The organism is Streptomyces sp. NPDC043854, from assembly GCF_056436005.1.
This window is the reverse complement of record NZ_JBWKDK010000047.1, coordinates 16,933-34,416: the sequence shown is the minus strand read 5'-3', so window position 1 is coordinate 34,416 and position 17,484 is coordinate 16,933. Positions and strand designations below refer to the sequence as shown.

Here is a 17,484-nt window from a genome sequence, read left to right as displayed (position 1 = left end):
CAGGCCGGCGTCGATCAGAGGCTGGCCGTCGCGGGTCAGGCGCCGGGCCAGGTAGTCGGAGCAGTCCTCGGGGGAGAAGTCGCCGATGAGGACCTGGCGGCCGGTCCCGTCGGGGTGCCGGCGGTGCGGGGGCCGGGGACGGCCTGTCCGACGAGCCCGGGCCAGGCGGTGGGGCCGGTCCAGTCGAGCTGGCCCTCCAGGGCTGCATCGGCCCACTGCAGGCGGCCGCGGCCGGTGACGATGAAGAACACGTTCGGCATCAGCCACACCAGGCGCTGCAGGAGCCGTTCGAGGTCGCGGTGGGTGCGGGTGCCGGTGTCCTCGAAGGTGTCCAGCAGGATGACCGGCAGCACGGCCTGCTCGGCGGGCAGCTGGGCGAGCTCCCAGGCCAGCAGGTGCGGGTAGTAGGAGAGCGCGTCGATGTCGGGCTCGACCTCAAGGAGGTCGGCGAGACGGGCGCAGCCGGCCAGGGCCCGGACCGTCTGGCGGCGTTCGCGCAGCGCGGTGGTCAGGGCGCCGGTGAGGGCGCCGATCGCGCTCCCGACGGTGCCGGGGCAGGAGCAGGGCTTGGGCGACGTCGCTGAGTGCGGACTGCATTTGCTGGGGGAGGCCCTTGCCGAACTTGGCGGCGAGCCCGCCGCGGCGCAGGTACTCCTCCAGCGATTCCCCGGGGTGCTGGTGCTCCCAGTAGCGGCGCAGAGCGAGATCAAAGGCGGGCAGGGGCCGGTTCAGGTGGGCTGCGAGGGCGAGGCGGATGGTGAGGACGACGCGTTCGAAGTCCACGCCGGCGGAGCGGGCGAGGTCGATCCGGATCGGCAGGAGCGTCGGCCGGGCGGGCCAGACGGGCTCACCCCAGCGGGCCGGACGGCCCTCGGCGCCGGTGAGCGCGGCCTCCAGGGTCCGCGATAGTGTCGTCTTTCCGATCCCACCGACCCCGTGCATGACCAGGATGTTGTTCCGAGGGGTTTCCAGATCCTCCACGCTGAAGCCGGGGGCGGTGATGCGGGCCAGGTGCTCGCCGAGGGCGGCCTGGACGATCTGCCACTGCCCCTGCCGGTTCGTGAACGCCTCGCCGGCCTCCACTTGCCGGTCGTTGGTGCTGAACAGCGCCCGCAGATCCCGCCCCGCCATGGCTCCCCCTGATGATCGTCTCCTGTCCTCCCAACCTATTCCCGTTCCCGGGGCGGTGAAGGTGCGTCAGGGAGAATTGGCTGGTCAGATACGTCAGCACGACCAAGGTGGTACCGCCGTGACCGGCCCCCTCACCCCCGAAGACCCCATGCCCCAGCCGCTCCACCAGCCTGGTGGAGACGCAGAGCAGGCCGAGCGCACGGTGAAGGAGGTGATCCGCTGGTACAACGCCCGCCTCACCAAGGCCCGCGACAGCGGCCTGGACGCCGAGACGGTCCAGGGACTGCGGGACGCGCGGGACCAGGCCGCGGACGACCTGGACCGGCTCGAGGACGCCGACGACGACGAGACGGTGCAGATCGGCCTCGCCTACGCCGCCCGGCTCAAGGAGCTCACCGGCAGCTGAGCCAGTCGGCTGCGGGCAACGGCAGGCGGTCCGGGCTGCTCTGGTGCTCCACCGGCCGGGCCTGCCACCCGGCGGGTATCAGCGGCTGCGCCTGGGCCGTGACGCCGGCGATCTCCTCCCGCAGGCGGGGCAGCACTTGGTGCAGCGCCCGCTGGACGGAGTGGAAGCGGGCGGCCTCCTGCGGGGTGTAGGGGCGGCGCCGGGCCGCAGCCAAGGCCCAGGCGGACCACCGGTCCCGGCCCAGTGCCCGGTGGTCGCCGTCGATCACCCGGACCGCCCTGACGGCGGGGTCGGCGGCCGCGGCCGCCACGATGTCGGCCGTCACCTGGCAGGCCCTGGCGTGCGCGACCGGGTCGGGGAAGGCGGTGACCACATCGAGCTCCAGGGCGCGGGCGTGGTTGACGAGGGTGCGCTGTCGGCTGTCTGCGGCACGTCCGGCCAGGGCCACGACCTCGATCCGGTAGTCGGCGCGGGCGAACCGGCCCGCGCTGAGCGTGAAGTCGGCGGCACTGGTGAAGTCGGCTTCGATGAGCAGGTCGCCGCGCCGTTCGCGTACGTACGCCTCGGCCTCAGCCTGCCAGTCCTCAGCATCCGGCCGCACCAGCTCGTCGGCGAGGCGGGGGGTGTCGTTGACCAGCTGGAAGTGGTCCGGGTGGTGGCCGCGCAGCAGATCGGGATCCAGCAGCACGGTGCACGGCCGCATCGCCCGGCGCAGTATCCGCCGCGCCTCCAGCTGGCGTGCGCCCGGCTCGCCGACCAGGTAGACGACCAGCGGGTCCGGGCGGAAGGTGGCCTTGCGTAGGAAGGTCGGGGCGATCAGCTCGTCGAAGGTCCAGCGGTGTTGGTCCGGGCTGAGCCGGTGGTAACCGGTGCCCGGCGGGCCGGGGAGCGGGTGCGCGATGCGGCGGACCGGCTCGGCCGCCGCCGCGGCCCGCTCGGCATTGCGGGAGACGGCCAGGCGGCGGTCCGCGGGCAGGCGCTCGTCGTGGACCAGGACCTCGGCGCGCACCAGGCTGCGGCGGAAGACGCGGGTACGTGGCCCGCTCCAGGGCTGCAACCGTTCCGCGCGCACCGTCGCGGCTGCGGCCGTCGCCCTGCCCCAGATCCCGTCGTCGGTGAGTTCATTGTCGTACAGCGGATCCAGCCCGCGGCGGACCACGGTGACCCGGTCCATCAGGTGCTCTGCCTCGATCACCTCGAGCGAGTCCAGGAGCCCGTCGGCGCAGCGGTCTTGGTTTTCCCAGGCGACGTACCGGCCTTCCGGGCCGAAGAACCGCTCCAGGACGCCGAGCTGGCTGTCGGCCTCGGTCACCGCCAGGACGACCAGCTCGATCCGGTAGCCCGCAGCCCGGTACAGGGCCGACACTGCCCGGGCCTCGGCGGGATCCGCCAGCGCGAGCTCCACCACCACGTCCAGCCCGGCGGCGCGCGCGTACGCCTCGATCTCCGACTGCCACCAGCGGGTCACCGGCCGCACCTCGGCCCCGGCCGTCCGTACGTCCCGCTCCAGCAGCGTCTCGTACTCCCGGTGGGCCCGTTTGTAGAGGTCGCTACCGATCCGGACCGCCCCTCCCCGGCGGCTGAGCACGTTGTGGATGACGTCGGCGGTCCTGGACTTGCCGCTGCCGGGCTGGCCGGCGACGACCACGACGACCGGCCGGTCCTGCGGGACGGCCCCGTCGGTCCACGTCGGCAGCAGGACGTCGGTCAGGACTCGGTGGATCTCCGTCTCGGACAGTCCCGTCGGCACCACGTGCTGCTCCGCCACCTCGCCCCTCCCCAGTCACCAGGTTCAAACTGAGGTTAAATCCATGAGTAAGCAAATCCAAAATCTATAGGTAAAGATTGGTAAGATGGGTGGCGGAGGTGACGTATGCCCACCGAAGAAGAACTGTTCAAGGCCGTCGACGCACTGCTCGCAGGCGAGCCTGAGATGCCGCCGCCGGCGGAACGGGCCCGCCTGCGCGAGGCTGCCGGGATCACCCAGGCCCGGCTCGCGCAGGCCCTGCAGACCACGACCCAGTCCATCAAGAACTGGGAGGCGGGCCGCAGCGAGCCACGGCCGCCCCGCCGCCAGGCGTACCAGCGCCTGCTGGACGGCTGGGCCGCCCAATACCCCGCCGCCCCGGCAGGGACAGTCCCGGCGACGTTCAGCGCTACGCCCGCGCTGCCCCCCGAGCAGGCCGACGAGGTGCCCGTTCGGCCGGAGGCCCTGGGCGTCCCGCCGTTCCCATGATCGTCCATATGCAGGAGGGCGACCCGCAGTGTCAGTTGCGCTCAAGCCGCCCCAGCCCTTCGCCCAACCGTCTACCCCTCGCCCCGCCCGTCCTGCGGGCGGAGGAGCAGTTCGAGGAGCACGGCGGCGTGTTCAGACGTCTCCAACCTGATCAAGAACGAGCCGACGGCCGGAGAAGGGGAGTAGCAGGCCATGGACTTGCTCGGGGACAGTCTGGACCGCGCTCTGGAGAAGGCGTTCACCCGCCCCGCGAGGTTTCCTGCGGTTCGCGCGACAGGGCATGGCGCCATAGGGGTGTTGCCGGGCAGTCCGGCACCAGCACCTGAAAGGAACCTGCACGTGAACAACCAGCCCACGCCCACCGGAGGCGGTAGCCAGCCCGTGCCCGTGCTGCTCCTGGTGGCGGCCGTCGCCATTGCGGCTGCGCAGAACGAGGTATGGGCAAGTGCCCTGGGAACTGCGGTCACCCTGTACTCCGTCCTCGCCACCAGCAGCCAGGACCGGAGGAACTGAACATGGCCCGCACGAAGCCGTCCCCCCGTCCACCTTGCCCTGGTCCAAATCATCGAAGGGGTCGGGGGGCACGGCCACCACGACGCAGTTGGAACGCTGGCAACAGCACGGTTGGCTCCCCAGGACGTCCGCCTGGTACGAGCCCGGCTCCATCGCGCTCCGGCGCGACATCGTCCACCGGGCCCTGTGGCTGGCTAGCACTGCGCGGGCTGGCCGCAGTATCGGGTGGCTCGGATGGGTCTTCTGGGCCATCGACGACACCCCGGACACCGCCAAGAGGCTACGGACGGCCCTGATCGAGACCCTCAAACGACCGTTGGTCCGGGCAGGAATCGACCAGATCCCCACCGGGAACTCCAACAAGGCGTTCCAGGCCCGACAGGACGCCGCCGCCAAGATGCTGGCAAACCGCCGCTCCCCCGGCGTGACCTTGACGAAACCCTGCGTGCCCACGCCGCCGAGGTCGGGCTGGAACCGGCCCGGTCGTCGGCACCTTCCCTCCCGCACATCTTCCACCGGGCCCTGCTGGACCCCGGTGCCCGGCTGCTGCTCGGCGGCGCCGCCGACGTTGGTGCCGAAGATCTGCTGGAAGCGCTGGAGCGGGCTATGCCAGACCACCCCGAGGCGATCGAGCACCTTCGCGAAGCACTCCGCCAGGCCGAACTCGCGGGAACCGACCTGTTGGCGCAGTCTCCCCTGGCCCAGGGCGTTACCGGCATGGTGCGCACCATCGAGACAGCCGACGACCGGGCCCTGTGCCACGCCGTGCGCACCTGCACGAAGGCGAGCGGCGTCCTTGCGGTGCTCATGCGACGCGCGCCGGATCAGCCGGAGATCCTTGCCCAGCTGACGGGAGACGTGATGTGGGAGCAGTGGGCCCGCGTCGGCGGCATCCTTCCGGACAGTCCCGCGGCCGCCGCGGCGGCCGCGGTCGCCATCAACACCTTCCAGTACCTGGCAATGCCTGACTGGGCCGCGGACTTGGACCGCTACCTGTCCTTCATGAACGCCCTACTCGAAGCCTCGCAGTCCATGGAGGAAGCGGTGGAGTGAAACACCGGGCCCCCGGCACCTGTCCTCGGCGTCGTGATCAAGCCGCTGACCAGCGTCTATCGCCCCTCGTATCGCGGGTGGACCAAGGTCCGCCGCCGGGACACCACCGAAGCCGTCATCGGCGCCATCACCGGCACCCTGACCCGCACACAGCTCCTCGTCCTCGGCCGCCACGACCACGACGGCCAGCTGCGCGCGGTCGGCCGGACGGTTCCGCTGCGCCCGGACGCGTCACGACAGGTAGGTGAGCACCTCGCCGCCGCCGGCTCCCGGCACCCCTGGACGGGGGTGCGGTTCGCCGCGGCGTGGGGAGCCGCGACGTCCTGGACGCGGTGCTCGTCCGCCCCGAGCTGGTGGCGGAGGTCAGCGCGGACCGAGCCGTGGGACCGCGGCGGGGTATTCCGGCACCCGCTCAGATTCCAGCGGCTGCGCCTGGACGAGACCGTCGCGGACGTGCCACGGTTCGGTCAGGGGCCGGCCGCGGTTACCGGCTGAGCGCGGGGCCGCCCCAGCGGGGTGTGAGCAGAGCCACATTTGAAGGGCTTGCGGGGCTAAGGGGCCGGTGGTGTAGCGCGAGGCCCGGATTTGGGTCGCATGCCGATTGACTTGCGGTTTTGTGCGGGGTTGCGGGGCTAACCTCCGGCTGTCGCAGAGTTCGGTCACCGCCCGGGGCGTGCCCCGCTTTCTGGCGGTTCGTCCGCGACTCCTCTTAGGGGCTTTGCTATGTCCGAACCCGTTGCGAACCCGTCCGGCCCGGGGGCCTGTCCGTGGCGTTTGGCCAGCGCGGTTACTCGCTGCTGCCGCTCTGGTCAGCCCGGTGCCCGTGACGCTGCTCGCGTACGTCTCGCCGGAGTGGGGCGACGCGGTGCAGACCGGGTTCACCCCGGGCCGCTCTCGGCCCGGCGCACTTCGAGGGGCCGTCACGACCGCGGCGGCCCCTCTCCATGTCCCCCGCAGGGGTGAATCCGCCCTCAGTACGCGCACGCGGCTTGTGCGGTGCGCCTCCAACTTGCCTCGAAATCAGGGCTATTGACCACAAATGGGACCTTTCGGCATGTTTCCGGCGCGGCCTGACGGTCGGGCCGTCGATGTGCGATCGGAGTGTGTTTCATGGTGCGTTCGATGCGTGAGGTCTACGACGAGGGGCAGGCCGCGGGTCGGCTGCGGGTGCCGTTGGCGGCCTGGCGGTGGGCGGTCGGCTCGGGCGTGGCTCCGCCGGCCGACGCCGGTCCGAGGCAGTGGTCGCGGGCGGTGGTGGAGGCCGTCGACCCGGAGCAGGTGCGCGCGGCTCTGCGGGGGCCGGTGGGTGCGGGGTGGGCGGCGGACCGGTTGACGGAGGCCCTGGGGATGCCGTTGCGGTGCCGGCCGCGGGTGACCACGGCGGCGGTCGGCCACCTCGCCCGCGCCGGGCTGCTGGTCCGCCTCGGCGGGGACGCGGAGTGCCCCGACGTCCACCCGGACCAGGTGGCCGCTCTCGCGCGCCGCCGGGACCTGCCAGCCCTGCTCGACCGGCACGTCCCCCTCGGCCCGGACCAGGCCGCCCGCCGGCTCGGTGTCCGCCGTGTCGACTTTACCGACCGTGCTGTAGGCGTTCGCTTCGCTCGTTGGGGTCGCTGTTGGCGTCGTCCCGTGTCCCTTTACTGATCGGTTCGATTGCCTGCTCGTCGTACGGGACGAGGAGGCGGCAGCCTGCGAAGCGGGATGGTCCTGGGGGACCTGCGGGTACAGCAGATGAGGCGGGCCGGTGGGGGTTGGTCGTACACGATCGTGCGGCCCGACGGCTCCGTGGACGAGGAGGCGGACAGCTTCCTGCGGTCGTTCGGCAGCGCCGGCCGCGTCCCCGCTCCGGCCTGGCCACGAGGCGACACTCGCACGCCTGTCGAGGACATGGAGGTGATCGGGGCCCAGGACACGGACCATGGTGCCCAGGATGTCAGCCAATTCCTGGGCGGCGCCAACCGTGTCCCCAGCCCTGACACGCGTGTAAGCGAGCTTGAAGCGGGCGGCGAAGGTCAGCTCGTGGTCGGGGCCCAGAATCCGACTGCTGTCCGCCAGGAGCTCAGCGTACGCGGTGGCGGCGGCCTCATCACCCGCTCGACTGAGTCAGTCGGCGACCTCCTTGCGAGCGCCGATGATGGAGCGGTGGTCGGGGCCGTGAATCCGTAGACGGTCGGCCAGGAGCTGGGCGCACGGTAACATCGAGCCGAGTCACGCCCAGTTCACGCCCAGCTTCGCGAGGGCGGCGAGCTGGTCGGCGGTGAGTTTGTCACGGCGGGTCTTGGTGTTGGAGACCCACACGCCCAGTTTCACGCCCACCGGCTCCGCCTCGCCGACCCTGAGCACCTTCCAGGCTGGCTCAGGAAGCGCCATCAGCAGCCTCAGCAGCGTCGTCCGACTGACCACACTGTGCAGGACAACGGCCAGCCGGGCTCCCGCCCGACCGGCGAGCGCGACGGCCACGGCCTCCAGGGGCCGGCGCGTTGCGGAGGGCGGGGTGCGGTACGTGCGCCCGGCCGGGTCCGGTTCGGTTCGTGGGTTCCGTCGCCGTACAGGCGGGCCCAGTGGAGGTGTTCGCGGTCCAGCAGGTAGACCGTGAGCCCGGCCGTCTCGGCGGGCGGCCGGGAGCCGGTGGCGTGGGCGTCGACGGCGACCAGCGCGGCCATGTGCACGGCGAGGACGAGCCCGAAGTCGGGGTGGTCCAGCGGGCTGGGCGGGGCGATGCGCGCCGCCATCGCCGGGCGGAGCCGTAGCGGGCGGCGAAGCCGTCCTGGGCGGTGTCGAACATCGCCGTACGGGGCGTATGGGGGTCCGCTGGCGGCGGTGCCGCCCGGCCGGACTCGGGCTCCGCGGGCGGAAGCGGTTCGAGGAGGGCGGCCGAGGTGCCCGCCTGATGGTTGGCCAGGGCGACGCGGACTGCCGGCCATGGGTCCGCGGTACGGGCGAGGAAGAGGATCCGGGTGGGTAAGTCGCCGTGGTGGAATAGCGCGTTGCTGAGAAGCCAGGTCAGGTGGGTCAGGGGCCAGCGGTCGGCGTAGTCGACGAGGAGCAGGATCCCGTGGGCGCCGTCGGGGCGCAGGTCCTGGCTGCCGGGCGGGGGCAGCACGGTTCCGGGGCCGTGGGTGGCGGCATCGACCTTCCACCCGGCGGCGGTCGACAGACCCGCGAAGTGGTCGGCCGGCCGGGTCTTGCCCTGGCCGCCTGGCCCGTGGAGCCAGGGGGCGGCCAGGCGGGGCCCCCGTTGCGCCACCGGGCGGCGAGTTCGTCCGCGCGGCCGGTGAAGTCGACGACGGCATGGCGGGCGTTGAGCATGCGGCTGGGCAGTTCGCGCAGCCAGTCCGGGTCCGGCGGGGACGACGGCCGCCAGTTTCCGGCAACGGGATCAGGCCGGGCTTGCGGCGCCTGGCGTTCCGGCTCCCTACCTGTCCGGCAGGCACAGCCGGCGGCGCAGCACGCCAGCGAAGGGTGCCAGGCCTGCGGACCCCAGCGCGAGGCCGCCGCCGACGAAGACGACAGGATTGACCCAACCCGGCACCTGCTCGGTGGCGTCCGGGTCCCCCGAGTACTCCTCGCACACCACCGACACCGGGAGCACCGACCGGGTGACGAGCTGGCTCTCGGGTACCGATGGGTTCCGGAACATCCGGCTCACCCGGCCATTGCAGAGCGACCAGGGGTCTGTGGGGTCGAAGCCGATCATGTGCCCGTACAGAAACGCGAGCCCCGCGCATAACAGCGTGCTGATGGCGACCTGGACGAACACCCAGGGCTGCAGAAGGGGTGCGGCCGAGCGCAGCCGCACGGCGGCCGCGGTGAGCACAGCGAGCGTCACCAGGCAGCCGACCCCCACCGGTCGGCGGCCGCCGCCACCGCAACTGCCGGGTCGCAGCGCCTGACTCCGGTTCCTACGATGAGAGGGACCGCTCGGGGACGTGCGTCAGAGGTGATCCCCGATGGCCCCGTACCGGACGACAACGGCCCTCGCCGCCGCTTCCCTGCTGCTGACCGCCCTGTGCGCGGGCCAGGCCCCCGCGGCCGCCCCTCCGGCCCGGATCGACATCGACACCGCGACCACCGAGAAGCTCGACGCCGCGATCACCGCGGCCATGCGCGAGGCGGGCATCCCCGGTGCGGGGGTCGGGCTGTGGATCGACGGCGGCGGATCCTACGAGCGAGCCTTCGGCACCTCCGACAAGGCCGCCGGCACGCCCATGAAGACCGACCTCTTCACGCGGATCGGCAGCGTCACCAAGACCTTCACCATCACCGGCGTCCTCCGGCTGGCCGACGAGGGCAAGATACGGCTCGACGCGCCCGTCTCTCGGTACCTCGACGGCGTGCCCGGCGGCGACAGGATCACGGTCCGCCAGCTGGCCGGGATGCGCAGCGGCCTGTACGACTACACCCAGGACAAGGACTGGCTGGCCGCCTACCAGGCCGACCCGGACCGCTCCTGGACCCCGCGGCAGCTGCTCGAAGTCGCCTTCAAGCACCCCGCCCAGTTCCCGCCGGGCTCCCGCTGGGCGTACTGCAACACCAACACCGTGTTGCTCGGCATGCTCGTCGAGAAGGTCTCCGGACAGCCCCTGCACACCTACCTGGCCGAACACGTCCTCGCACCGGCAGGCCTGGACGAGACCTCCCTGCCCACGGACTCCGCGATGCCGAGCCCGTACGCACACGGCTACACGAACTTCACGCCGGACGGCACGACCGCCGACGCCTCCACCTGGAACCCGTCCTGGGCCTGGGCGGCCGGCGCGATGATCTCCAACATGGACGACCTGCGCGCCTGGGTCCCGGCCCTGACCAGCGGCCGACTGCCCGACGGCGGCCGGCTGCTGGAGCCCGGCACCCAGGCCCAGCGGCTGCGCATGCTCCCCACCGGCTATCCCGACGTGAGCTACGGGCTGGGCATCGCCGACATCGACGGCTGGATCGGCCACAACGGCGAACTGCCCGGCTACGAGACCATCGCCGTCCGGCTGCCGCAGGCCCGGGCCACCCTGGTGATCGTGGTCAATTCCGACATCGACGGGAAGGCCGGCAACCTGAGTTCCCTCCTCGGCAACACCGTCACGAAGATCGTGACCCCGGAGCACGTGTGGTCGATCCCGCCGGAGGCCCAGCCCAACGCCGTCCCGGAACCTACGCCCACCGCAGGTGGTTAGCTAGACGGGACACCGTGCGGCGACGAGAGCTAACCGTCCGAGACCACACCCAGCGGATTACCGCCACCGCTGGTTCGTGCGCCCGCACCCTGACCAACCGGCACTACCCCTCCACCAGGGGAACAGGAGGATCACGTGCTGCGCCGGTAAGCCTCAGTCCGGGGGTGGTCGGACGGTTCAGGCGCTGTGGCGCGGGGTGCGCTTCGCAGCCGCCTTTTTGGCGGCGGGCTTCTTCCCGACCTGCGCGGTGCCGGCCGTCTTCTTGGGCGCGGTCTTCTTCTTGCTGGGGAGGTCGTGCACGGTGGCGGGCTCGCCGCGGGTGGCTTTCGCGTTCTGGACGGACTTCTCCAGCATGGTGGCCATGAGGTCGACGACCTCGGCCGCGGCTGGCGGTGCCTCCTTTGCCGGTGCCAAACCGGTCCCGGCGGCCTTCGCGGCGATGACTTCCTCCAGTGCGTCCCGGTACTCGTCGCGGCTCTGTGAGGTCGCTGCCGGAGAGGGGCTCGCGAGCCTGACGGCCGCGTCGACCTCATCGTCGGTGACCGCTGTGTCGGGGACGGGGACTGCATCGGCCGGGCGGATCTCGTCGGGTCACCGGAGCGCGTAGAGCATGATCACGTCGTCTTTGACGCGCAGGAGGCCGAGGCGGTCGCGGTCGCGCATCGCGAACTTGGCGACGGCCACCTTCGAGGACCTCTCCAGGACCTGACGCAGCAGCTCGTACGGTTTCGCGGCCATGGTCTCGGTCGCGGCCAGGTAGTAGGAGGTGCCGATCTGGAGCGGGTCGATGCTCGCGGTCGGCATGAAGGAGACGATCTCGATGGCCTTGGCCTTGGCCTTGGCCTTGGCCTTGGCCTTGGCCTTGGCCTTGGCCTTGGCCTTGGCCTTGGCCTTGGCCGTGGGGAGGGGGAGGTTGTCGAGGTCTGCGTCGGTGACGGGGATGAGGGTGCCTGTGGCGGTCTCGTAGCCGCGGACGATCTGGTCCTGGCGCAGCTGCTGCTCGTCGCGCTCGCACACCTTCCGCACGCGCACGCGGCCGCCGTCGGCGGTGTGGATCTGCCGGAAGCTGATGTCGTGCGCCTCCGTCGCCGGGACCACCTTGATCGGGATGGTGACCAGGCCGAACGAGATGGCGCCGGACCAGACGGGCCGCATCGGACCTCCCTTCACGCCCTCCCTTCATTCCAGCCTCGCACCCCCCCGCCCGCTGCCTACACCTGGCCGGGATACCCGCCTCGGGCGGTGCCTGGGGGTCAGGCTTCGAGGATTCCCAGGCCGGAGTCGGCCCGGCAGACCGTGCAGGCCTCGACTCCCTGCGTGAGGGCCCGGGCGGCCTCCTCGCGCGATGCGGGGCGGGAGCGGGACAGGCCCATGGAGCAGTCCCCGGTGTGCACCATCACCGGCCGGCGGACCGCGCCGATCCCGTGCTGGATCCCCCACTGGGCCTGCGGCACCGGCCGGTGCTCGGTCTGGGCGAGGCGCTGGTCGCGGCGGGCCTCGGCGATCAGCGCCCGGACCTCGACGAGTAGCGCATGGAGCTGCTGCTCCACCACCTCCAGCCGGGCCAGATCCGGCGGGAAGAGCGCACGCGGATCACGCCCGGCCACTGCTACCCCGCAACAGGCTCGTGGGCCCGCTTGAGCGCCATCCGCGCGGCCACGACCTTCTCCCGCTCCACGCCCTGCCAGAACTCGTCCGTCATCACGACGCCCGCCAGCCGCCGCATCCGGCGCTCTAGCCGCGCCCGCTGCACCTGCTGCTCTTCGGTGTAACCAGGGCTCGGCGGCACGTCGCCGCGCGAGGAGTAGCGCCCCTCCTGGACCGTCCATCCGGGCAGGGGCTCCGCCGACCAGGGCAGCGTGGCGCACAGGGCGCTGTACTCGGCGCGCACGCGGTGGAGCTGTGCCTGCCCAAGCTATGGCGCAAAGCTGCTTCCCGGAGGACCTGAGCGCCGACAGGTGGTGGGCGACGACGTCATGGAGATCGCGGGCGATCCGCAGCCTCTCCCGCGCGATCGCGTGCTGGGCACGCATGTCCTGCTCCCACCGCAACTGCGCCGTCAGATGCGCGAGTTGAACATTGCGCTGCGCCAGGAGGCGGCTGCCCGTGGCCCACGCCCAGACCACCCCGACCCCGATCACGGCCTGCGCCACGGACAGCTCCACCGACAGACGGGCCCCCAGGCCGGCCGCCACCCACGCCACCGCGGTCGCGGCCGCCGCCCACACCGCGCGGCGCGCCGGATGGCGCACGATCACCGTGTAGCAGGCCAGCAGCGGCGCCCACAGATTCGTCGATGGCTGGAAACCGGCCGCCGTGTAGAGGGCCAGAGCACCGGCGCTCGTCCCCGCAGCGCCCGAGGAAGGTTCACCGCCAGACTGAGGGCGATGGCGAACAGACCGAAGGACGGCCGGCCCTCGCCCTGGTACTGCACGGTGTACCCTTGCCGTCCGTACACGACGGTCACGACGGCCATGACACACCCCAGCAGGCCGCCGATCACCAGCGGGTCGACATGTATCCGCCCTATGCCTGCCTGCATCCCCGCAGCGTAGAGGCACCCGCCCGAGGCGTCGTCCAACCGGGGGTTGAACTCACCGGCGCCACCGCCCGCGGTCGGCGCCGGCCTGCGACGTCGCAGCACCGCCCCCACCCCGACCGCAGGACCGAACGCGGCCGCGTACACCGTGGGTTTGACGACGAGGCGGCGACGCCGAACTGACATACGGTGGGCTGCGTCATGATCGCGCCGGCGATGGGGGTGGGATGGGAGTCGCGACGGCGACGGTCCGCGCGGTGAACGCATTGACCGCGCGATGGGCCGGTGCCCCGGAGGGCGGAACGGTGTTCTCGGCAGCGGGGGTGTGGCCCTTGCTGGCCCACCTGGCTGACGGCGCCGAGGGCACGGCGCGGGCCGAGCTGGCGGAGGCCCTCGGGCTCCCCGCCGGGCAAGCGGCAACCGCCGCCCGCGAGTTGCTCGCAGTGATGGGCGCCGTGCGGGGACTGGACACGGCCTTGGGACTGTGGACGAAGCGCACGCTGGAGCTGAGGCAGGAATGGGCGGCGGGCCTGCCGGCCGACGCCCACGGGGTGCTCACCGGCGACGCGGCGGCCGACCAGAGGGCGCTGGATGCCTGGACGGCGAAACGGACCGGTGGGCTGATCGACCGTATGCCGGTCACGCTGACCGAGGACACGCAGATGGTGCTGGCGAGCGCGCTGACCCTGCGCACGCAGTGGCTCAGCCCCTTCCACGAGACGGAGCTGGAGACGGCGTACGAGCCCTGGGCCACCACGCCGCGTCTGGGCCTGTCGCGCCGAAGCGCCGTGCTGGACCGGGTGGGGGTGGCGGAGACACCCGGCGGACACGTCACCGAGCTCAAGGTGCTGGGAACCCATGCCCTGGACGTGCACCTGCTGCTCGGCGAGGAGGGCATGCAGCCAGCACACGTGCTGAGGGCAGGGGTGGACATCCTCGCCGGCCGATGTGCGGTCGTCCCGGGACCGCGGCTGCCCTACGGGAACCCGGGCCCCGGCCTGCAGGTGCGCAAGGTGCGCTGCACACGGCCCGAGCCGCCGTCGCTGTACGTCAAGACCGCGGCGTACGACATGCACGCGAGCCACGATCTGCTGAAGCTGCACGAAGTGTTCGGGCTCACCACGGCACAGGACACCTCGCGCGGGCACTTCCCCGGCATCAGCGCCTTCCCGCTCGCCATCGGGTCGGCCCGGCAGAACACCATGGCGAAGTTCGGCGCGCAGGGTTTCGAGGCCGCCGCCGTCACGGCGTTCGGAGTGGTCGGCGCGGGCATCCCCGACCTCCGCTACGTCACCACCATGATCAGCGCCGCCTTCGACCGTCCCTTCGCCTTCCTCGCCCTGCACCGCCACACCCGGCTCGTACTGACCGCGGGCTGGGTCACGGACCCCTCGCCGGCACCCGAGTACGACGGGGAGGACGACTGGTGAGCTGCAGGAGTGGATCGGGCGGATCGGGGAACCCGGACGCCGTGGCGGGCGTTGGCGCTACTACGGGAAGGCGATGTGCGGAGCCGCCTTCCGCCGACCTTGATGGGAAGCATTCATGAGCACGGCCAAGGATCTGTTCATCATCGTCATGGACCAGGAGCCGGACCGCCCCGTCGGACAGGGCGACCTGTCGCTGGCGCTCGCGGGCGCCGAGCTGATCGACCTTCTCGGCGCACAGGCCGCGTCCCTGGACGGCGACCGCATCGTGCCGGGCGCCGAGAGCGAACCGCACGACCCCCTCCTGGCCGCGGCGGCCGCGATGCTCACCCGGCAGGTGCCGTACGAGCGGGTCGAGGACTGGCTGTGGCGCCGCGGCCGGGACCTCTCGGCGACGTACCAGGCCGCCCTGGAGGAGGCCGGCCAGCTGACGCGGGGGCGCCGCGCCCTGCTGCCCTTATCGGGCGAGCTCATGCCCGAGCGGATGTCTTCTCCGGCGAGCCACGACCCGGCTGGTCTTCTCGAGGAATGGTGGGCGACGTACACCGCCATCGATGAAGACGACGACATGCTCTGCGCCAAAAGGCGCCTCGCCGTAACGGCCCCCTTCGGGCAGGACTGGCCCGGCATCGCTCCCGCCCGGTCGGCCGCGACCGACCCCGACGAACTGGCAGCCGAGTACGCTCAGGCGTTTCTCACCGACCGTCCGCAGTCCCGGCTGGGACTGGTCGCGGCCGCATCTGGCTCCGAGGCCCTCACGGTTGCAGGCTGGTGCGGCCCCCTCAACTACGACAACGACACCGCCAAGTTCTCTGCGGTCATCCGCGACTGGGAGCACCGATTCGGCGCCCGTGTCATCGCGGCCGGCTTCTCCACCCTGCACCTCAGCGTCGCCGCGCCACCGATGAACGAGGAAGACGCCCTCCTGGTCGCGGCCGAGCACTTCGCCTTCTGCCCGGACAACGTCTGGCAGGGCAGCCGACCGAACACGCTGACCGCGTACGCCGAGCGGATCACCGGAGCCCACAGCTGGGACTTCTGGTGGGACTGATCCGTCCCCGCCTGGGAAACGATCACTCGCACCGTGGGAAGCGATCTTCAAGCGCTTCGTGAGCCCCTGGTCAGCGGCACTCGTGAACAGCCGCGTCCCAGGCTGCTCTACGGCAACAGCAACCCCAGCGAGGTCCGCTGTACCGACCTCCCCAAGGCCGTGCTGGTGCCGCTCGATGTGCGCACCAAGTACGCCTGCCAGACCGTCCACGACGGCAAGCCGATTTCGGTCGAGCAGATGCGGGCCACCGAGAACGGACCACGCGCCTTCTGACCGGCCTGCAAAGACCTGTACGAGTCCCGGACTCGTCCCTGCCGCTCCTCGGCGAGGCTGCTGATGCTGATGGCGAAGTCCCGGCACAAGAGCCGGAGAACGTCCGCCGCGTCTTCAAGCCGTTCCCGGTCGCCGGCCACGGCCATCGTTTGAAGCGCTGGTGTGGGGCGGTTGCCCCGTGTCCTCTGGCTACTCCACCGCCCGGCGCCTGAGGATCCAGCAGGTGATGGTGTGCGGGCTGTGAGCGGCCGTGGCGCGTACCCCGTGTAGTCCCTTGACCAGTACATGTCCCAGGGGGATCGCATTGTCTTCTCGTTCCGTTGCCGCCCGAATCGGCGTGAGCTTCGCCGCTGTGGCTTTGTTGGTCAGTCGCGGGAACGTCTGTTGCTCGGCGGCGAGAACGCTTCTCGCGACGTGAAAATGATGTCGCTGAGATTTAGGAACGCTTCGGTGCTTGCGTCGGGCCCCTGCTTGTGTACTGCAGGAAGAGGTCCCAGGTCCTGGCCAACGCCAGGGGGGATCTGCCGGCGGCGACCCGTGATGCTGTCAGAAGCGGCATGTCTGCCCAGATGGCATCAGGCTTCTCGAAGCTGGAGCGTATCCCGTCGCCCCAAGGGCGGGATGCAGGACCGCGGGAGGCGTGGACAGAACCGCTGTCGGATGCGGGGGCTAAGGTCGGAGGCGTACGAGCATCAGCAGCAGGAGACCTCATGCCGTCAGGGCACATACAGCAGGACACCCCTCAGGCCCGGTCGGCCGGGCCGCGCCTGTTGGCGCCGATCCCCTTCGATGTCGAGTCGGTCTTTCCGGAGCTTGCCGGTACGGCGCGCACGGTCACCCTCCTCTACCCGCGGGCCGGGCGGCCGGGCCCCGGCGACAGCTCCATCGGCGGGCCCCTGCTGTGGCCGGCCGGTGAGCCCTGGCCGATGTGCGCCGAACCGGACCACTACAAGCCGCTCGACGCGCCCGTCGGGCCCGAGCCGGTCGCGATGGTTCCGGTGGTCCAGCTGTATGCACGGGATGTGCCCGACCTCGTCTTCCCTGTCGGCACCGACCTGTTGCAGATCCTGTGGTGCCCGCTCGTGCACGAGGACGACGAGTACGCGGCCAACCCGCGTCTCCACTGGCGCAGCACGGCACTGACGGCCGCCGACGCCGCTGACGGGCAACCGCCCCTCCCGCATACCGCGGAGGAGGACTACCTGCCCCGGCCGTGCACGGTGTCTCCCACACCAGCCGTGGAATACCCGAACTGGGACCTGCCTGACGGACTCAGCGAGCGGCTCGGCGAGCGTTTCGAGGCCCTGCAGGAGGAACGCGGCTTCGGCTACTTCGAGGTGGCCACCACCCAGCAGAGCAAGGTCGGCGGCTATCCGAGCTGGACCCAGCCGCCGAACTGGCCTGACTGCGCGGGCTGCGGCACGCGCATGGAGCACCTGCTCAGCATCACCGCGACCGAGGCGGGCATGGGCCGTTGGCTCCCCCTGGACGAGCGGAGCCCCAGCCAGGACCAGGCCGCGACCCCGTCCTGGCGAGCCGAGGCGGACCCCGCCGCCCTCGACACATTCGGACACCACATGGACCTGGGCGACCTCGGCGGTATGTACTTCTTCGTCTGCCGCAACTGCCCGGACACCCCCTACACCCATCGCTACGACTGCTGAACCCCGTGCCGTTAGGCCTGTGG

General features: G+C 71.4%; 21 protein-coding genes and 3 pseudogenes. 13 read left to right on the top strand and 11 right to left on the bottom strand.

Annotation, left to right across the window (positions count from 1 at the left end; translation table 11 throughout):
• Nucleotides 1-35 precede the first annotated feature (35 nt).
• Nucleotides 36-353 (bottom strand): hypothetical protein, encoded by a 318-nt coding sequence (locus AC068A_RS30150; protein WP_478589425.1) that lies wholly within the window; start codon nucleotides 351-353, stop codon nucleotides 36-38.
• An 82-nt stretch (nucleotides 354-435) separates the two neighbouring features.
• Entirely contained in the window at nucleotides 436-1,131 is a 696-nt protein-coding gene (locus AC068A_RS30145; RefSeq protein WP_478589424.1) for a hypothetical protein, read from the bottom strand.
• 118 nt (nucleotides 1,132-1,249) lie between these two features.
• Here AC068A_RS30145 and AC068A_RS30140 point away from each other — a divergent pair, with 118 nt between their 5' ends.
• A complete protein-coding gene (locus tag AC068A_RS30140) occupies nucleotides 1,250-1,537 on the top strand; it encodes a hypothetical protein (protein WP_478589423.1) in 288 nt (95 codons plus the stop codon).
• On the opposite strand, the gene AC068A_RS30135 is transcribed toward AC068A_RS30140, so the two are convergent.
• Nucleotides 1,524-3,305, bottom strand: a complete 1,782-nt coding sequence (locus AC068A_RS30135; RefSeq protein ID WP_478589422.1) for a zeta toxin family protein — start codon at nucleotides 3,303-3,305, stop codon at nucleotides 1,524-1,526. The two genes, AC068A_RS30140 and AC068A_RS30135, sit on opposite strands and share 14 nt — an antisense overlap.
• 105 nt (nucleotides 3,306-3,410) lie before the next feature.
• On the opposite strand from AC068A_RS30135, the gene AC068A_RS30130 reads away from it, so the two are divergent.
• The 5 genes from AC068A_RS30130 to AC068A_RS30110 all read left to right on the top strand — a co-directional run bounded on the left by AC068A_RS30130 (nucleotide 3,411) and on the right by AC068A_RS30110 (nucleotide 6,983).
• A complete protein-coding gene (locus AC068A_RS30130; protein WP_478589421.1) occupies nucleotides 3,411-3,773 on the top strand; it encodes a helix-turn-helix domain-containing protein in 363 nt (120 codons plus the stop codon).
• Between the two features lie 339 nt (nucleotides 3,774-4,112).
• Nucleotides 4,113-4,286, top strand: coding sequence for a hypothetical protein (locus AC068A_RS30125; protein ID WP_478589420.1), 174 nt, complete (start codon nucleotides 4,113-4,115; stop codon nucleotides 4,284-4,286).
• Nucleotides 4,287-4,892: 606 nt separating this feature from the next.
• A complete protein-coding gene (locus tag AC068A_RS30120) occupies nucleotides 4,893-5,339 on the top strand; it encodes a hypothetical protein (protein ID WP_478589419.1) in 447 nt (148 codons plus the stop codon).
• A 33-nt stretch (nucleotides 5,340-5,372) separates the two neighbouring features.
• The gene (locus tag AC068A_RS30115; protein ID WP_478589418.1) at nucleotides 5,373-5,834 is read left to right on the top strand and encodes a hypothetical protein; all 462 of its coding nucleotides are present in this window, start codon (nucleotides 5,373-5,375) and stop codon (nucleotides 5,832-5,834) included.
• 627 nt (nucleotides 5,835-6,461) lie between these two features.
• The gene (locus AC068A_RS30110) at nucleotides 6,462-6,983 is read left to right on the top strand and encodes a hypothetical protein (protein WP_478589417.1); all 522 of its coding nucleotides are present in this window, start codon (nucleotides 6,462-6,464) and stop codon (nucleotides 6,981-6,983) included.
• Between the two features lie 564 nt (nucleotides 6,984-7,547).
• On the opposite strand, the pseudogene AC068A_RS30105 reads toward AC068A_RS30110, so the two are convergent.
• From AC068A_RS30105 to AC068A_RS30095, 3 genes and pseudogenes are all read right to left on the bottom strand, one after another.
• Nucleotides 7,548-7,808, bottom strand: a pseudogene (locus AC068A_RS30105) (helicase associated domain-containing protein); the annotation flags it as partial.
• Complete coding sequence (locus AC068A_RS30100; RefSeq protein ID WP_478589416.1) at nucleotides 7,718-8,071, bottom strand: hypothetical protein; 354 nt, start codon at nucleotides 8,069-8,071, stop codon at nucleotides 7,718-7,720. The pseudogene AC068A_RS30105 and the gene AC068A_RS30100, both read right to left, overlap by 91 nt.
• A gap of 683 nt (nucleotides 8,072-8,754) precedes the next feature.
• The gene (locus AC068A_RS30095; RefSeq protein WP_478589415.1) at nucleotides 8,755-9,168 is read right to left on the bottom strand and encodes a hypothetical protein; all 414 of its coding nucleotides are present in this window, start codon (nucleotides 9,166-9,168) and stop codon (nucleotides 8,755-8,757) included.
• Nucleotides 9,169-9,289: 121 nt separating this feature from the next.
• Here AC068A_RS30095 and AC068A_RS30090 point away from each other — a divergent pair, with 121 nt between their 5' ends.
• A complete protein-coding gene (locus AC068A_RS30090; RefSeq protein ID WP_478589414.1) occupies nucleotides 9,290-10,507 on the top strand; it encodes a serine hydrolase domain-containing protein in 1,218 nt (405 codons plus the stop codon).
• 177 nt (nucleotides 10,508-10,684) lie between these two features.
• Here the strand turns inward: AC068A_RS30090 and AC068A_RS30085 are convergent, their stop codons facing one another.
• The 5 genes and pseudogenes from AC068A_RS30085 to AC068A_RS30065 form a co-directional block, all read right to left on the bottom strand.
• Nucleotides 10,685-10,921 (bottom strand): hypothetical protein, encoded by a 237-nt coding sequence (locus AC068A_RS30085; protein ID WP_478589413.1) that lies wholly within the window; start codon nucleotides 10,919-10,921, stop codon nucleotides 10,685-10,687.
• Nucleotides 10,922-11,098: 177 nt separating this feature from the next.
• A complete protein-coding gene (locus AC068A_RS30080) occupies nucleotides 11,099-11,662 on the bottom strand; it encodes a Ku protein (protein WP_478589412.1) in 564 nt (187 codons plus the stop codon).
• A gap of 98 nt (nucleotides 11,663-11,760) precedes the next feature.
• Nucleotides 11,761-12,114, bottom strand: coding sequence for a DUF6233 domain-containing protein (locus AC068A_RS30075; protein WP_478589441.1), 354 nt, complete (start codon nucleotides 12,112-12,114; stop codon nucleotides 11,761-11,763).
• Nucleotides 12,115-12,116: 2 nt separating this feature from the next.
• On the bottom strand, nucleotides 12,117-12,398 hold the full coding sequence (locus AC068A_RS30070; protein ID WP_478589411.1) for a hypothetical protein: 282 nt from the start codon (nucleotides 12,396-12,398) through the stop codon (nucleotides 12,117-12,119).
• Nucleotides 12,399-12,453: 55 nt separating this feature from the next.
• Nucleotides 12,454-12,540: pseudogene (locus AC068A_RS30065) on the bottom strand (histidine kinase); the annotation flags it as partial.
• A 73-nt stretch (nucleotides 12,541-12,613) separates the two neighbouring features.
• On the opposite strand from AC068A_RS30065, the gene AC068A_RS30060 reads away from it, so the two are divergent.
• The 6 genes and pseudogenes from AC068A_RS30060 to AC068A_RS30035 all read left to right on the top strand — a co-directional run bounded on the left by AC068A_RS30060 (nucleotide 12,614) and on the right by AC068A_RS30035 (nucleotide 17,461).
• Nucleotides 12,614-12,772 carry a hypothetical protein gene (locus AC068A_RS30060; RefSeq protein WP_478589410.1) on the top strand — a complete coding sequence of 53 codons (159 nt, stop codon included), beginning with the start codon at nucleotides 12,614-12,616 and terminating at the stop codon, nucleotides 12,770-12,772.
• A 501-nt stretch (nucleotides 12,773-13,273) separates the two neighbouring features.
• Entirely contained in the window at nucleotides 13,274-14,476 is a 1,203-nt protein-coding gene (locus AC068A_RS30055; RefSeq protein ID WP_478589409.1) for a serpin family protein, read from the top strand.
• A gap of 115 nt (nucleotides 14,477-14,591) precedes the next feature.
• A pseudogene (locus AC068A_RS30050) lies at nucleotides 14,592-15,041 on the top strand (GOLPH3/VPS74 family protein); the annotation flags it as partial.
• The gene (locus AC068A_RS30045; protein ID WP_478589440.1) at nucleotides 15,042-15,524 is read left to right on the top strand and encodes a DUF4253 domain-containing protein; all 483 of its coding nucleotides are present in this window, start codon (nucleotides 15,042-15,044) and stop codon (nucleotides 15,522-15,524) included.
• A gap of 33 nt (nucleotides 15,525-15,557) precedes the next feature.
• A complete protein-coding gene (locus AC068A_RS30040) occupies nucleotides 15,558-15,797 on the top strand; it encodes a hypothetical protein (RefSeq protein ID WP_478589408.1) in 240 nt (79 codons plus the stop codon).
• Between the two features lie 710 nt (nucleotides 15,798-16,507).
• Entirely contained in the window at nucleotides 16,508-17,461 is a 954-nt protein-coding gene (locus AC068A_RS30035) for a hypothetical protein (protein ID WP_478589407.1), read from the top strand.
• Nucleotides 17,462-17,484 lie beyond the last annotated feature (23 nt).

Coding starts and splice junctions, on each gene's coding strand:
- AC068A_RS30145 (WP_478589424.1), bottom strand. CDS start 1,131: ATGGCGGGGCGGGATCTGCGGGCGCTGTTCAGCACCAACGACCGGCAA.
- AC068A_RS30130 (WP_478589421.1), top strand. CDS start 3,411: ATGCCCACCGAAGAAGAACTGTTCAAGGCCGTCGACGCACTGCTCGCA.
- AC068A_RS30120 (WP_478589419.1), top strand. CDS start 4,893: ATGCCAGACCACCCCGAGGCGATCGAGCACCTTCGCGAAGCACTCCGC.
- AC068A_RS30110 (WP_478589417.1), top strand. CDS start 6,462: ATGCGTGAGGTCTACGACGAGGGGCAGGCCGCGGGTCGGCTGCGGGTG.
- AC068A_RS30100 (WP_478589416.1), bottom strand. CDS start 8,071: ATGGCGGCGCGCATCGCCCCGCCCAGCCCGCTGGACCACCCCGACTTC.
- AC068A_RS30090 (WP_478589414.1), top strand. CDS start 9,290: ATGGCCCCGTACCGGACGACAACGGCCCTCGCCGCCGCTTCCCTGCTG.
- AC068A_RS30080 (WP_478589412.1), bottom strand. CDS start 11,662: ATGCGGCCCGTCTGGTCCGGCGCCATCTCGTTCGGCCTGGTCACCATC.
- AC068A_RS30055 (WP_478589409.1), top strand. CDS start 13,274: ATGGGAGTCGCGACGGCGACGGTCCGCGCGGTGAACGCATTGACCGCG.
- AC068A_RS30045 (WP_478589440.1), top strand. CDS start 15,042: ATGCTCTGCGCCAAAAGGCGCCTCGCCGTAACGGCCCCCTTCGGGCAG.
- AC068A_RS30035 (WP_478589407.1), top strand. CDS start 16,508: ATGCCGTCAGGGCACATACAGCAGGACACCCCTCAGGCCCGGTCGGCC.